Origin of the sequence: Achromobacter sp. GbtcB20 (genome assembly GCF_019091095.1) — a bacterium.
Taxonomy (GTDB): domain Bacteria; phylum Pseudomonadota; class Gammaproteobacteria; order Burkholderiales; family Burkholderiaceae_B; genus Achromobacter; species Achromobacter mucicolens.
Genome location: NZ_JAGXJZ010000005.1, coordinates 202,560 through 215,822, shown reverse-complemented (window position 1 = coordinate 215,822; position 13,263 = coordinate 202,560). Strand labels below are relative to the sequence as shown.

10 protein-coding genes are annotated in these 13,263 nt (G+C 64.3%); 7 read left to right on the top strand and 3 right to left on the bottom strand.

What is annotated here, in order from left to right:
• Nucleotides 1-12 precede the first annotated feature (12 nt).
• Both KVT32_RS10050 and KVT32_RS10045 read left to right on the top strand, forming a co-directional pair.
• Nucleotides 13-969 (top strand): helix-turn-helix domain-containing GNAT family N-acetyltransferase, encoded by a 957-nt coding sequence (locus tag KVT32_RS10050; RefSeq protein WP_217618120.1) that lies wholly within the window; start codon nucleotides 13-15, stop codon nucleotides 967-969.
• Between the two features lie 21 nt (nucleotides 970-990).
• Entirely contained in the window at nucleotides 991-1,872 is an 882-nt protein-coding gene (locus tag KVT32_RS10045; protein WP_217618119.1) for a DMT family transporter, read from the top strand.
• Nucleotides 1,873-1,971: 99 nt separating this feature from the next.
• Here KVT32_RS10045 and KVT32_RS10040 read toward each other — a convergent pair whose 3' ends face one another.
• From KVT32_RS10040 to msuE, 3 genes are all read right to left on the bottom strand, one after another.
• Nucleotides 1,972-3,000, bottom strand: a complete 1,029-nt coding sequence (locus KVT32_RS10040) for a methionine synthase (RefSeq protein ID WP_142051778.1) — start codon at nucleotides 2,998-3,000, stop codon at nucleotides 1,972-1,974.
• Nucleotides 3,001-3,025: 25 nt separating this feature from the next.
• Nucleotides 3,026-4,006 (bottom strand): DUF1852 domain-containing protein, encoded by a 981-nt coding sequence (locus KVT32_RS10035; protein ID WP_152383172.1) that lies wholly within the window; start codon nucleotides 4,004-4,006, stop codon nucleotides 3,026-3,028.
• Nucleotides 4,007-4,112: 106 nt separating this feature from the next.
• Complete coding sequence (gene msuE / locus KVT32_RS10030; RefSeq protein ID WP_056320695.1) at nucleotides 4,113-4,694, bottom strand: FMN reductase; 582 nt, start codon at nucleotides 4,692-4,694, stop codon at nucleotides 4,113-4,115.
• 173 nt (nucleotides 4,695-4,867) lie between these two features.
• Between msuE and KVT32_RS10025 the strand changes: the two genes are divergently transcribed.
• From KVT32_RS10025 to KVT32_RS10005, 5 genes are all read left to right on the top strand, one after another.
• Nucleotides 4,868-5,791, top strand: a complete 924-nt coding sequence (locus KVT32_RS10025) for a LysR family transcriptional regulator (RefSeq protein ID WP_152383173.1) — start codon at nucleotides 4,868-4,870, stop codon at nucleotides 5,789-5,791.
• 184 nt (nucleotides 5,792-5,975) lie between these two features.
• Nucleotides 5,976-7,598: a methyl-accepting chemotaxis protein gene (locus tag KVT32_RS10020; RefSeq protein WP_217618118.1), complete on the top strand. Its 1,623-nt coding sequence runs from the start codon at nucleotides 5,976-5,978 to the stop codon at nucleotides 7,596-7,598.
• A 91-nt stretch (nucleotides 7,599-7,689) separates the two neighbouring features.
• Nucleotides 7,690-8,355: a response regulator transcription factor gene (locus KVT32_RS10015; protein WP_217618117.1), complete on the top strand. Its 666-nt coding sequence runs from the start codon at nucleotides 7,690-7,692 to the stop codon at nucleotides 8,353-8,355.
• Complete coding sequence (locus KVT32_RS10010) at nucleotides 8,355-9,731, top strand: cell wall metabolism sensor histidine kinase WalK (protein WP_152383176.1); 1,377 nt, start codon at nucleotides 8,355-8,357, stop codon at nucleotides 9,729-9,731. The genes KVT32_RS10015 and KVT32_RS10010 overlap by 1 nt, the downstream gene beginning before the upstream one ends.
• A 464-nt stretch (nucleotides 9,732-10,195) precedes the next feature.
• The gene (locus KVT32_RS10005; protein WP_217618116.1) at nucleotides 10,196-13,174 is read left to right on the top strand and encodes an autotransporter outer membrane beta-barrel domain-containing protein; all 2,979 of its coding nucleotides are present in this window, start codon (nucleotides 10,196-10,198) and stop codon (nucleotides 13,172-13,174) included.
• The last annotated feature ends 89 nt before the right edge of the window (nucleotides 13,175-13,263 follow it).

Below are 13,263 nucleotides of genomic sequence, written 5' to 3'. Positions count from 1 at the left end.
AACGGACGCGCCATGCAGATGCCCGCCAAATCAATCGACGAAATCCGGTCCGCATCGCGCACCATCGTGCGCGAACTGGGCTTCATGCGGCCGACGCTGGCGGGCACCGCCTACTCCGCCTCGGCCGTGCACGCGTTGCTGGAAATCGATGCCCAAGGCGGGGTGTCGGCGGCCCACCTGGTCACTGCGCTTGGCCTGGAGAAATCCAGCGTGAGCCGCATGCTTTCCAAACTGATCGCGGCCGGGGACATCGCCGAGTCGGCAAGCGCAGAGGATGCACGTCTGAAGCAGCTGACGCTGACCGGCCAAGGCAAGGCGTTGGTCAAGAAAATCCATGCATACGGCCGCAATCAGGTCACCTCGGCAATGGCGCACTTGAATCCCTCGCAACAGCAGGCAGTCGCGCAAGGGTTGTCGGAATACGCCAGGGCGCTCAAGGCGAGCCGCGGCGCGCACTCCGCCGCGGCCCGCGATACCGTGCAGATCGCGCCCGGCTATCGGCCCGGTCTGGTGGGACGCGTGGCCGAGATGCATGCCGCCTTCTATTCGCGGCACTCGGGCTTTGGCCAGTTCTTCGAAAGCCAGGTGGCCACGGGAATCGCCGAGTTCGCGGGGCGGCTCGGCGAGCCGTGCAATGGGGTGTGGACGGCGATTCAGAACGACCGGATTGTCGGCTCCATCGCCATCGATGGGCAAGACTTGGGCAATCGCCAGGCGCACTTGCGCTGGTTCATCCTGGATGACGGATGCCGAGGCAGCGGGACCGGCCGAAAGCTGATCGAGGCGGCGCTGGACTTCTGTGACCGGTTCGGTTTCTCCGAGTGCCAGCTCTGGACCTTCAAGGGCCTGGACGCGGCGCGCAAGCTCTATGAGTCCGTGGGATTCAAGCTCGTGCATGAGGAAGCGGGCCATCAGTGGGGCAGCATCGTCACCGAGCAGCAGTTCACCCGCGTCAAACCCACGGCCTGATCCCCGCGCGGCCGACCTGTCATGCGCACCGGGCGCACCGCAATCGCCGCCGCTGCGACCGTGGGGATGCTCGTGGGCGCGGCGATGGTTTCCACAAGCGTGGTGTCCAGCGCCGTCTCGCCCGCAACACTTGCATTCCTGCGCTATCTGATCGGTGCGGCGGTCCTGCTGTTGCCGTTGGGCCCGGCCGTACGCACGACCTTCTCGGTCAAGGACGCAATTGCCATCGCTACGCTGGGCGTTTTCCAGTTCGCCGTGCTGGTGCTGTTGCTCAACCAAGCGCTGTTGACGGTGTCGGCAACCGTGTGCGCGCTGGTGTTTGCCACGATGCCGCTCGTGACGATGTGCCTTGCGGTGATCACCGGCAAGGAGCCATACAGTGGCCGAGGCCTGGTTGGCGTGTGCACGGCGGTGGCGGGCGTTGCGTATCTGCTGCTGTCGCCTTCCGCGTCTGCGGCGGGCGTGGCGCACAACGGCTGGGGGATGGTGTCGCTGGTGTCCGCCACGATCGTCGGGGCCGTGACGAGCATCCTGTACGGCCCCTATCTGCGCCGCTATCCGGCGCTTGCGACCTGCCGGCTCGCGATGGTTTCCGCGGTGGTGTTTCTGCTGGGTTTCTGCGTCTTCACTTCGCAGCCGCTGCTTCCCTCGCTGAATCGGCTTCAGTGGGCCAACGTCGTGTTCATTGGCCTATCGAGCGGGATGGGCTATTTTTGCTGGTTGTGGGCGTTGGGCAGGCTGGCTGCCAGCAAGGTCACGGCCTTTCAAGCCCTGGGTCCGGTGACCGCCGCGCTCATTGAGTCGCTGCTGTCGCAGCGGCTTGCGCCGATGACGGTGCTCGTTGCGCTCGCGATGGTTTGCGCGGGACTGGTCATTGCGACACGAAGGCTTGAGGCGAACTGAACAACCTGTTCTATCTGACGGTGACGGCGGCCGCGCCGCCGTCACCGTGGGACTCGCAGGATGCGCATCATCGCCGCGCACCGTCTGCGACCGGCTGGATCAAGCCGAAAGTTCGTTACGAACCAACGCCGCGCCCGCGCTCAACGCCTTCAGCTTGCCATTGGCCACGGCACGCGGCAGCGGCGCCATGCCGCAGTTGGTGCACGGGTACAGCTTGTCGGCATCCACGAACTTGAGCGCCTGGCGCAGCGTGGCGGCGACTTGCTCGGGGGTTTCGATGGCGTGGTTCGCCACGTCGATGGCGCCGACCATCACCTTCTTGCCGCGGATGAGTTCGATCAGGTCGATGGGCACATGCGAGTTCTGGCATTCCAGCGACACGATGTCGATGCTGGATTTCTGCAGCTTGGGGAACGACTCCTCGTACTGGCGCCATTCGGAGCCCAGCGTCTTCTTCCAGTCGGTGTTGGCCTTGATGCCGTAGCCGTAGCAGATGTGCACGGCGGTTTCGCACTTCAGGCCTTCGATCGCGCGCTCCAGCGTGGCGACGCCCCAGTCGTTCACCTCGTCAAAGAAGACGTTGAAGGCGGGCTCGTCGAACTGGATGATGTCGACGCCGGCAGCTTCCAGTTCGCGCGCTTCCTGGTTGAGGATCTTGGCAAATTCCCAGGCCAGCTTCTCACGACTCTTGTAGTGGGCGTCGTACAGCGTGTCGATCATGGTCATGGGACCGGGCAGCGCCCATTTGATGGGCTGCTTCGTCTGCTGGCGCAGGAATTTGGCGTCTTCGACGAACACGGGCTTCTGCCGGCTGACGGCGCCGACGACGGTGGGGACGCTGGCGTCGTAGCGGTCGCGGATCCGGACGGTCTCGCGCTTTTCGAAGTCAACGCCGTCCAGATGTTCGATGAACGTGGTGACGAAGTGCTGGCGCGTCTGCTCGCCGTCGCTGACGATATCGATGCCGGCCAGCTCCTGTTCTTTCAGGGCCAGGAGCAGCGCATCCCGTTTGCCTTCGGCCAGTTGCTCGTCCTGCAGGCTCCAGGGCGACCAGAGCTTTTCAGGCTGGGCAAGCCAGGACGGTTTGGGCAGGCTGCCGGCAGTCGAGGTGGGCAAGATTTTTTTCATGGCGAAGTGTCCGTCTGTTTTCGGTTTATTGATGGGAGTAGCTGGCAGCCCATTGATCAAGCACGTGCTTGTACGGCTTGATGAAGTGCGCCTCGGCAAACTTGCCCTGCTTGATGGCGAGCTGGCTGCGTTCGACGCGGTCGTACACGATCTGCGTCAGCGAGTAGTCCTGGTTCTTCAGGCTGGGTTGATAGCGCTTTCCAGCCGCGGAATTGGCGTTGTAGATTTCGGGCCGGTAGATGCGCTGGAACGCTTCCATCGTGCTGATCGTGCCAATGAGTTCAAGATTGGTGTAGGCGCCCAAGAGGTCTTCCTGGAAGTAGAACGCCAGCGGCGCCACGCTGTTGGGCGGCATGAAGTAGCGGACCTGCAGGCCCATCTTCTCGAAGTAATGATCGGTCGAGGAGAATTCGCTTTGTTGATATTCCACGCCCAGGATCGGGTGGTGGTTGTCGGTGCGTTGGTAGGTCTTGCTGCTGGAGACGCTGATGCAGATGACCGGCGGCTTCGCAAAGTGCGCCTGGTAGGCCTGCGATTGCACGAAGTGCTTGAAGAGCTTGCCGTGCAGGTCGCCAAAACCTTCCGGCGTGCTGAACGTGGCTTTGTTGTCGTTGAATTCGGGCAGCAGCACGCTGAAGTCGTAGTCGCGCACGTAGGAAGAAAAATTGTTCCCCACGATGCCGTCGATACGCTTGTCCGTTTGCCTGTCGACGATGTTGGTCTTGAGCATTTCGATCAGCGGAAACGCGCTTCCGTCTTGGCCCAGCGTCATCTCGGCGGTGATGATGTCCAGTTCAACGGCGTAGCGGTCGCCCGTGGGGTTGTCCCAATGCGCCAGGTCATTGAAACGGCTGTCGATCATCTTCAGCGTATTGCGCAGGTTTTCCTGGCGGCTGGCGCCTCGGGCCAGGTTCGCGAAGTTGGTCGTGATGCGCGTGCTGTCCGACGGCTGATAGTTCTCATCGAAGCGGATGCTCTTGATGCTGAAGGTGAAGTCGTTGCTCATGGGTGTCGGGTGCCAAAAATGCTGCAATAAACGTGTATTCGTTGCCGGCGCGACCAGCGTGTGCTGTCACGCTGCCTGTTCGGCGATTGGTAAGGGGGGCCTGGCGTCAGGCCGCCAGGACTTCTTCGGCCGCGGCGGCGCGGGCATGCCGCGTCAGTTCGACCAGCGGCAGGGCGCGCTGGACGGCTAGACCGGCCCGCTGGATCAACGCGTCGTTCTGAAGCCGGTAGTCGGCAAAATCCTCGTCGGTCGCGTAGATGCCGAGCGGCAAGGTGCGCGCCTGAAAGAAGCTGAACAACGGCCGCAACTGGTGGTCGATCACCAGCGCATGGCGCTGGCTGCCGCCGGTCGCGGCCAAGAGGACGGGCTTGTCGATCAAGGCGTCCTGATGAATGAAATCGAAGAAGTGCTTGAACAGGCCGGTGTACGAGCCCCGGTAGACGGGCGTTGCCACCACCAGGACATCGGCTTGCTCGACCGCAACCAGCTCGCGCTCGACCGTGTCGGGCAACTGCGAGCGCCAGACCGCGCCGGCAAGCTGCGGCGCCAGCCGGCCCATTTCGACCAGCCGGGGTTCGCAGGGGATTTCGTTGGCGATCAGCGCCAGCAGCTGTTCTGCCAGGGCGGTGGTCTTGGAGGGACGTTGCATGCCGCCGGAAACGGCGACCAGTCGCAGGGGGTGTGTCATCGTTGCTTCCATGGAGCCAATCGGCACGAAAGGGGTCGACTTGCCATGGAACGTGCGCGTTGATCAGGTCAACTTGCGGAACACAGCGGCAAACAAAGAATGCAATGCTAAAGATCAATATCCATGACGTAAAATGGTTTTATTTCACAAATCCATGAATCTGGATCATATAAATGCTTGAGCGCATCCATCTGAGCATCGTGCAGCAGGTCGAGAAACAGGGCTCCTTGACGGCCGCCGCGGGCGTGCTGAACCTGACCCAGTCGGCGCTGAGCCACAGCATGAAAAAGCTGGAGCAGCAGCTGGGCACCGATATCTGGCTGCGCGAAGGAAGACGGCTTCGCCTGACGCAGGCCGGCCAGTATCTGCTGGCAGTGGCGAACCGGGTGTTGCCGCAGCTGGATCTGGCCGAAGAGCGGCTGGGCCAGTTCGCCCAGGGCGAACGCGGCGCGCTGCGCATCGGCATGGAATGCCACCCGTGCTATCAGTGGCTGCTCAAGGTGGTGGCGCCGTATCTGGCGGCGTGGCCGGACGTGGATGTGGACGTGAAGCAGAAGTTTCAGTTTGGCGGGATTGGGGCGCTTTTCGGCTACGAAATCGATCTGCTGGTCACGCCCGACCCGCTGTTCAAGCCGGGGTTGAAGTTTGAACCGGTGTTCGATTACGAGCAGGTGTTGGTGGTGGCCAAGGGCCACCCCTTGGCATCCGTCGCGTACGTCAAGCCCGAGCAACTGACGCAGGAAGTGCTCATCAGCTATCCCGTCGATATCGAGCGGCTGGATATCTACAACCAGTTTCTCTTGAAGGCGGGCGTCACGCCCAAGCGGCACAAGGCGATCGAGACCACCGACATCATGCTGCAGATGGTGGCCAGCGGCCGCGGCGTGGCGGCGCTGCCGCGCTGGCTGGTCGAGGAGTACGCGGTCAAGATGGACCTGGCGCCGGTGCGCTTGGGCCCGCGGGGCATTGCCAAGCAGATCTTTCTGGGATCGCGCGAGGCCGATGACGCCCTGGATTACCAGCGAGCGTTCATCGAGATGGCGCGTCAGCCTGCGGCTGCTCGTCGCGTGGCATCTGCCGCGAAAACCGGTCGCTGAATCACCCTATTCCTTCGACGATTTGAAGGATTGGTGAGAATTAACGATTCATTAATTCTTCGCCCTCTATAGTCGCGCTCGTCAGCCGGCGCGGGCCCGTTCAGGGTCCTGGCGCTTGTCCAGCGCGAATTGTCATGAGCCGGTTGCCAACAACAACAAAAGGCGAATGATGAATCTGGCAGCCATGAAAGTGAGTTCGCGTCTTGCGATCGGTTTTCTCTTGCTTGTTCTTGCGTTGGTGGTGCTCGGGGGCCTGTCCCTGTACGCCGTGAGGACGCTGGACAAGTCGATGTACGACATCGTGAACGTGAACAACCAGCAGTTGAAGCTGGCGCTGCAGATGCGCGAGCTGGTGCAGGGCCGGGCGATCGTGGTGCGCAACATCGTGCTCTACACGGACCCGCAAGCCGTGGCCAATGAGATCGCCCGGGCCGAAGACATGGCGGCGCGCTATCGCCAAGCCAATGAACGTCTTGCGCAGATGTTTGCGAGCGATGCCAATACCCTTGCCGCGGAAAGGGATCTGCTGGCCGCCGCCCGCCGCGCGGAACAGGACGCGACGCCCATCTACCTGCGTGCGCTGGAAGCCGGGCGGCAGAACAACACGCAGGAAGCCGCCCGCATTCTGCGGGAAGAGCTGCGCGCCAAGCAGGACGCGTGGCTCGACCAGTTGCTGTCGCTTGCCAACCTTGAATCCCAGCTCAACGATGAATCGGCGAAGCAGGCGGCGGCGACGTCGGCGCGTCTGCAGAGCACGATCATTGTGATCATGTCGATCGCGGTGCTGGTGGGCGTCCTGTCGGCGTGGCTGGTCACGCGCAGCATCCTGCGGCAGCTGGGCGGAGAACCCGCCGACGCGCAAAAGCTGGCGGGCGCTATTGCCAGCGGCGATCTCACGACGGCGCTCAAGCTCGATGAGCGGGATCATTCGAGCCTGATGTACTCGCTGGAAACGATGCGCAGGCAGCTTGCGTCGACGGTCGGCACGATCGTCAGCGCGGCGGAATCCATTTCGACGGCGTCGGCGCAGATTGCCGAAGGCAATGCCGACCTGTCGCAACGCACCGAGGAGCAGGCCGCATCGCTTGAGGAAACGGCCGCGAGCATCGAAGAGATGACCTCGACGGTGCGGATGAACCAGGACAATGCGGCCAGCGGCAGCAGCCTTGCCGTCGATTGCAGCCAGCTCACGGTTGAAGCGGGCCGCGTGGTGGGCCAGGTGGTCGATGCGATCGGGGCGATCTCGGCCGATGCGCAGCGCATGGGCGAGATTGTGTCGGTGATCGATAGCATCGCCTTCCAGACGAACATTCTTGCGCTCAATGCGGCCGTGGAAGCGGCGCGGGCCGGCGAACAGGGCCGCGGCTTCGCCGTGGTGGCGACGGAAGTGCGCGCGCTGGCGCAGCGCAGCGCCACGGCCGCCAAGGAGATCAAGGGCTTGATCGAGAACTCCCAGCGTGCGGTGGAGGGCGGCGAGTCGATGGCGGCCACGGCGGGTGGGCAGATGGAGAAGGTGCTCGACGCCGTGGCAAGGCTCAAGGAGGTGACCGTTGAGATCGCCTCGGCCTCGGCCGAGCAGACTGCCGGCATCGAGCAGGTGAACGTGGCGGTGTCGCAAATGGACACGATGACGCAACAGAATGCGGCGTTGGTCGAAGAGTCCGCTGCGGCGGCCGGCGCAATGGCCACGCAGGCGAAAGAGCTCTTGCAAGCGGTGGCGCGCTTCAAGACGGAACGGGAGCCTGGCGCGGCGCAGCCCGGCGCGCGTTACGAGCGGTTGGCGCTGGCAGCACCTGCGCACGCCTGAGGCCGCAACCTGACCGTATGATGCGGCCTGGGGCGGCGAGCGCGCGGCCCCATGCAGCAGCTGTCAACGCACACGGAAGGGGAATACTGACATGCGAGTTCTGTTGGTTGAGGACGACGCGATGTTCGCGGACGCGTTGACGCTGGCGCTCGAGGAATTGGACTTCGCGGTGACGCTGGTGCAGGACCTCGAAGCCGCCAAGGTGCTGCTGCTGCAGCACGCCTTCGCGCTCGTGCTGCTGGATATCGGGCTACATCGCGGTTCGGGATTGGATGTGCTGCGTTTTGTGCGCCGGCGCGGCGATGACGTGCCGGTGATCCTGATTACCGCGCGGGACGCGTTGAGCGATCGCATCAGGGGGCTTGATATTGGCGCCGATGATTACGTCATCAAGCCGTTCGAGCCCGCGGAGCTGTTTGCCCGCATGCGCGCCCTGCTCAGGCGCAGCGGCGTTCCGGGCGACAAGATCCTGGCCTGGCGTCATGTGAAGCTGGATCCGGGCCGGCGCGAAGCCTTCGTCGACGAGGCGCCGACACGGTTGTCGGAGCACGAGTTCCGCACGCTGGAGATGCTTCTCAGGCACGCGGACCGGCTGGTGTCCACGGAAGAGCTGCGCGTGCACCTGTATGGCGCGGGCCGGCCTGGCGAGAGCAACACGATCGCCGTGTTCGTTCATTCGCTGAGAAAGAAGCTGGGCAAGGACATCATCGAAAATGTTCATGGTCAAGGCTACCGGCTGGCCCGGGATAGCGGCTGATGCGGCGGGTCACGAATTCGTTGCGCGCACAGGTCCTGTTGGGCATCTTCAGCGCGCTGCTCGTGTCGTGGCTGGTGCAGTTTGGCTTGTATTGGAACAGCGTGACCCGGGCCGAATCCGGGTTGCGCGATCATGAATTGAGTGCCGTGGTCGACAGCATGGCCTTCTTTCTGGCGATGGTGCCCGCCACACAAGACATCACCCGCGAACTGCCGGTGCCCGCCTTCCTGGTGCGTCAGGCCGTCGGCAAGACCGAGATCCAGGTCTGGGACCGCGTGACGAATCGCCTGGTGCTGGCGTCCAAGGACGCGCCGCGCAAGCGGATGGTGCAGGGAAACACGGTTGGATTTTCGTGCGTCGTCCAGGATGGGGATACGTGGCGGGTGTACACGGGGCTGGACGAGTCCGCGCGCTTCGAAATCGTCGCGGGCACGCCGACGCGAGCGTTCTATGCCGGCCTTGCCGCCCGGTTCGAACTGGGCTCGATCATCACGTTGCTGATGTTTGCCGGGATCGGGGGCGTCACGATGCTGGTTGTCTGCCGTTCCGTGCGCAAGCTTGGCTGTGTGGCCAGGGAGATTGCCGAGGCTAGCGTGACAGACGGCGTGACCGTTGATGAGCGGGCCGTCCCCGCCGAGCTGGTGCCGTTGATACGCGCGATCAATGAGCGCCAGCGCCGGGTGGCGGCGTTGATCGAGAACGAGCGCCGGTTCATCGGCGATGCCGCCCACGAGCTTCGCACGCCGCTGGCGGTGCTGGCCGTGTATGCGGACACGGCGTATCGCGTCAACGATCCCGTGAAGGCCAGGATGCTGATGCAGAAGATCGCGCAGACCACGCGCCGCAGTTCCCGCATCGTCGAACAGCTGCTGGACCTGGCGCGCACGGACCGCAACGACATCCGCCTTGAGCCGGTGAATCTCGCGTCCGTGGTGGCCTTCGTGCTGCGGGACATGCAGGCCTCGTTCATCCATCGCGGCCAGCAGGTCACCGTGGATGCCGCACCGGTCCTGATCATGGGCCAGGTGGATGCGCTGGGCATTCTGGTGCGCAATCTGGTGGACAACGCGGGCCGGTACAGCGGCGAGAACAGTGCGATCAGCGTTGCGCTGCATTGGGAGCCGGAGGGCGTCACGCTGGCGGTCGCGGACAACGGGCCCGGCATCGCGCGGTCATTGCGCGAGCGGATCTTCGATCCGTTCTATCGCGGGCCGGGTGCGCCAAGCCACGGGAGCGGGCTGGGGCTGGCCTTGGTCGCCAGAATTGCCCGCTCGCACGAGGCGCGCGTGACCGTTGACGAAGGGTCCGAGGGGCGCGGCGTCTGCTTCAACGTGGTATTCCCGCTGCCCGGCGCAGCAGCCGCCGGGCTTGCGTGACGAGGACAGCGGCGCGTTGCGCGGCCGTCGAGGCGGCCTTCATTCAAAGGGCGCTTGCCGGATTAATCAAAAAGGCCAAAGCGGGACGGGCCCGCGTGTCATTTTGTGACTGAATGCGGCGTCGCCAAGCGCTCGGGCCGTGCGTTCAGCCGATTAAAAGATGGTATCCAGTCACGGCTGATTTTGCCGCTCGGATGGTATCCAATAATTCAAATTAAATACTTTGGATAATATCTTCGCGGGTATACCTAGCATTATCAGGCGTATGCCGTAGACCTATTTTGATAATTAACGGGATATAACCCTGATTATTAACGGGGACGCAAAAAAAAACGTTATACAGTGCCTCCTTTTTTCGAGAGCTGACCCTAAATTCACGCCGGCTGCATTATTACTTGCCGATACGTTTTAAACATATCGGCAATAGGTGAAAGGAAGCTCGATTAATCCGGAGGATTGAAGTTTTGGCACACGGCACAAAGAAGTGGCTGACGGCGACGCTCGCCTTGAGCGCGTCCTATGTGGGCAGCGTCACCGCTGCGGACCTGACCATCGGGGCGGGCAATACGCAGGTGTTTGACGGGTCGGCCAACTTTCCCGGCGGAATCGATGTCAATGGCGGGACGGCGGTAATCGGCGGCAATGGGGGCGGCGCGGGCGTGACGATCGGCGGCAACGTCAACGCCATGTCCGGCGGCACCGTGGCGGGTTTTGGCGCGATCAACGGCGACCTGAACGTGACGGGCAATGCCCGCGTCGCGCCGGGATACTGGGTGGACACGCCCACCGGCGTTTCCAACGGCAATCTCGTTGTGAATGGCAACCTGGGCATCAACAACGGCGTCTTCGATTTCGAGACCGGCTATGCCGGACTGCCCATCACGCAGCCCGGCACGGGCGACAACATCACGGTGGGCGGCAACGTTGCCCTGAACAACGCGACGTTGAACGTGAAGGTCAGCACGCACGGCGTCAACGCGGGCTTCTACCGCATCATGTCGTACGGCGGCACGTTGAGCGGCAGTGGCCTGACGCTGGGCACGGTCTCCGGCGACTCGGTGCCGGCCGCCACCATCCAGACGCTGACGGGCGACAAGCACATCAACCTGGTTCTGGGTCCCAGCACGACCAACCTGTGGAACGGCAATGGCGTGGCCTCTGCGGCAAACGCGGGCGGCGGCAACGGCACGTGGAGCGCCGCGAGCACGAACTGGAACAGCCCGACCAACGCCACCGGCGCGCTGCCCAGCGGCGGCTATGCGATCTTCACGGGCGCGGCGGGCACAGTCAACGTTGATGGCAGCGCGGGCCCGGTGCGCGTGTCGGGACTGCAATTCGCGACGGACCGGTATCGCCTGCAGGGCGCGCCGATCACGCTGGCCGGCACCGGCGGCAACCCGCCCGTCATCGTCGTCGGCGACGGCACGTATGCGGCGGGCAGGTTCGTGGACGTCATCGACAACCCGCTGCAAGGCACCGAAGGCTTCGTGAAAACCGGCGTGGGCTCGATCATCCTGAACGGCGACAGCAGCAACCTGTCCGGTCCGATCTTCATCGCCGACGGCGCGCTGGAGATCAACGGCAAGCTGAATGGCCCGATGGACATCGGCCGCGAAGTGGTGCTGGCCGGTGTCGGCCAAGTGGGCAGCACGACGCTGTACCCCACGGCCGTCATCTCGCCGGGCAACGACGGCACGCCGATGGGCACGCTGACGGTCAACGGCAACCTGAATTTCGGCCAGGACACGGTTTACCGCGTGCATGCCGATCCGGCCAGCACCCTGAGCGACCGCATCCACGTGACTGGCGTCGCCACGCTGGACGGCACCGTGGCGCATGTGGGCCCGAACGGCAACTACGCGCCGCGCGCGACGTACAACATCCTGACGGCCGACGGCGGCATTCAGGGCCGTTTCACGGGCGTGTCTAGCGCGTATGCGTTCCTGACGCCGTCGCTCAGCTATGACGCGAAGAATGCGTTCATGACGCTCGCGCGCAACGACGTCCCGATCGGCAGCGTCGGCGGTTCGGAAAACGAAACCAACGTGGGCGGTGCGCTGGACCAGCAGGCGCCGCCTTCGAGCGGCAATGGCTCGGCACCGGCAGGCAACGGCGCCGCGCCGTCGGGTAGCGGTTCCAGCCAGGCTGGCAGCGGCTCGGCCTCGGCGGAAAATGGCGCGCCTTCGACCGGCAATGGTTCTGCGCCGACGGGCAATGGTTCCGCGCCGACGGGTACCGGCTCGGCCACCACCGGCACGGGTACGGCCTCGGCCGGCAGCGACGCTGCACCGGTCGTCACCCAACCCGTTGCGCCCGGCGCCGATTCGTCGCTGATTGCCAGCGCCAATGGCGCGGGCAAGGCGACGGGCGCCAGCCAGGTCACGGATGCCGTGCTGGCCATGACGCCGGGGCAGGCGCGCGTGGCGTTGAAGCAGTTGTCCGGCGAAGCGTACGCGAGCACGGGCAGCGTGCTGCAAACCCAGGGCGACGCCGTCACCACCTTGCCGCTGTCGCATCTGCGCGGCAATCTGGACGCGCCGATGCGCGCCGGCCGGCCGACGGCGCAGTTGGGCGCGACGTCCTCCGACGTCCTGCCGCAAAGCGGCGCATCGCCGATCTGGGCGCAGGCGTTCGGCAACTGGAGCACCTTCAACGGCGACGGCAATGCGTCCACCGTGCGTCAGTCCTCGGGCGGCCTGTTCGTGGGCGGCGATGGCGACGTGGGTGGCGGCTGGCGTCTGGGTGGCGCGGTCGGTTATACCGGCAGCCACAACTCGATCTCCGACGTGTCCTCGCGCATGAGCGTGGACAGCTACACGGCGACGGTCTTCGGCGGCAAGAACTTCGAAGCCGGTCCGGGACACGTGCGCTTCATGGCGGGCGCGGCCTACACCTGGCACGAGATCGACGCCAAGCGCAACGTCGCGGCGGGCAGCCTGAACCAGCGTCTGGAATCGTCCTACAACGCGTCGTCGACGCAACTGTTCACGGAGCTTGGCTACAAGCTGCCGCTTTCGGACGCCTATGCGATCGAGCCCTTCGCCGGCGTGGCCTGGAACCAGATCCGCACGCGCGGCTTCCAGGAGACAGGCGGCTCTGCGGCCCTGCGCGGCCAGAGCAACACGGACGATGTGACGAGCACCACGCTGGGCCTGCGCGGCGCCATGCTGATCGGCACGGACAGCGCGCCTGGCCGCTTGACGGCGACGTTGGGCTGGCGCCACGCGATGGGCGATGTGAAGCCCACGCAGAAACTGGCCTTTGAAGGCGGCAGCACCTTCACGGTGTCGGGTGTGCCCATCGCGAAGAACGCGGCGGTGCTGGGCCTGGGCGCCGAAGTGGCGATCACGCGCAGCACGACCGCGGGCGTGGCTTACGACGCGCAGTTCGGCAGCGGCAACCGCCAGCAGTCGGGCATTTTCAAGCTGATGACGCGCTTCTGAGGCGCATCGGCGTGGCCGCATGACTGCCCGTCAGGGCAGGATTGCGCGCCGGCCCCGCACGCCTGCAACGCGCTGAGTTCGGGGTCCAC

Excerpts from the sequence above, each read along its gene's own strand:
- KVT32_RS10010 (WP_152383176.1), top strand. The coding sequence starts at position 8,355 with ATGCGGCGGGTCACGAATTCGTTGCGCGCACAGGTCCTGTTGGGCATC.
- KVT32_RS10050 (WP_217618120.1), top strand. The coding sequence starts at position 13 with ATGCAGATGCCCGCCAAATCAATCGACGAAATCCGGTCCGCATCGCGC.
- KVT32_RS10015 (WP_217618117.1), top strand. The coding sequence starts at position 7,690 with ATGCGAGTTCTGTTGGTTGAGGACGACGCGATGTTCGCGGACGCGTTG.
- KVT32_RS10040 (WP_142051778.1), bottom strand. The coding sequence starts at position 3,000 with ATGAAAAAAATCTTGCCCACCTCGACTGCCGGCAGCCTGCCCAAACCG.
- KVT32_RS10020 (WP_217618118.1), top strand. The coding sequence starts at position 5,976 with ATGAAAGTGAGTTCGCGTCTTGCGATCGGTTTTCTCTTGCTTGTTCTT.
- KVT32_RS10035 (WP_152383172.1), bottom strand. The coding sequence starts at position 4,006 with ATGAGCAACGACTTCACCTTCAGCATCAAGAGCATCCGCTTCGATGAG.
- KVT32_RS10045 (WP_217618119.1), top strand. The coding sequence starts at position 991 with ATGCGCACCGGGCGCACCGCAATCGCCGCCGCTGCGACCGTGGGGATG.
- msuE (WP_056320695.1), bottom strand. The coding sequence starts at position 4,694 with ATGACACACCCCCTGCGACTGGTCGCCGTTTCCGGCGGCATGCAACGT.
- KVT32_RS10025 (WP_152383173.1), top strand. The coding sequence starts at position 4,868 with ATGCTTGAGCGCATCCATCTGAGCATCGTGCAGCAGGTCGAGAAACAG.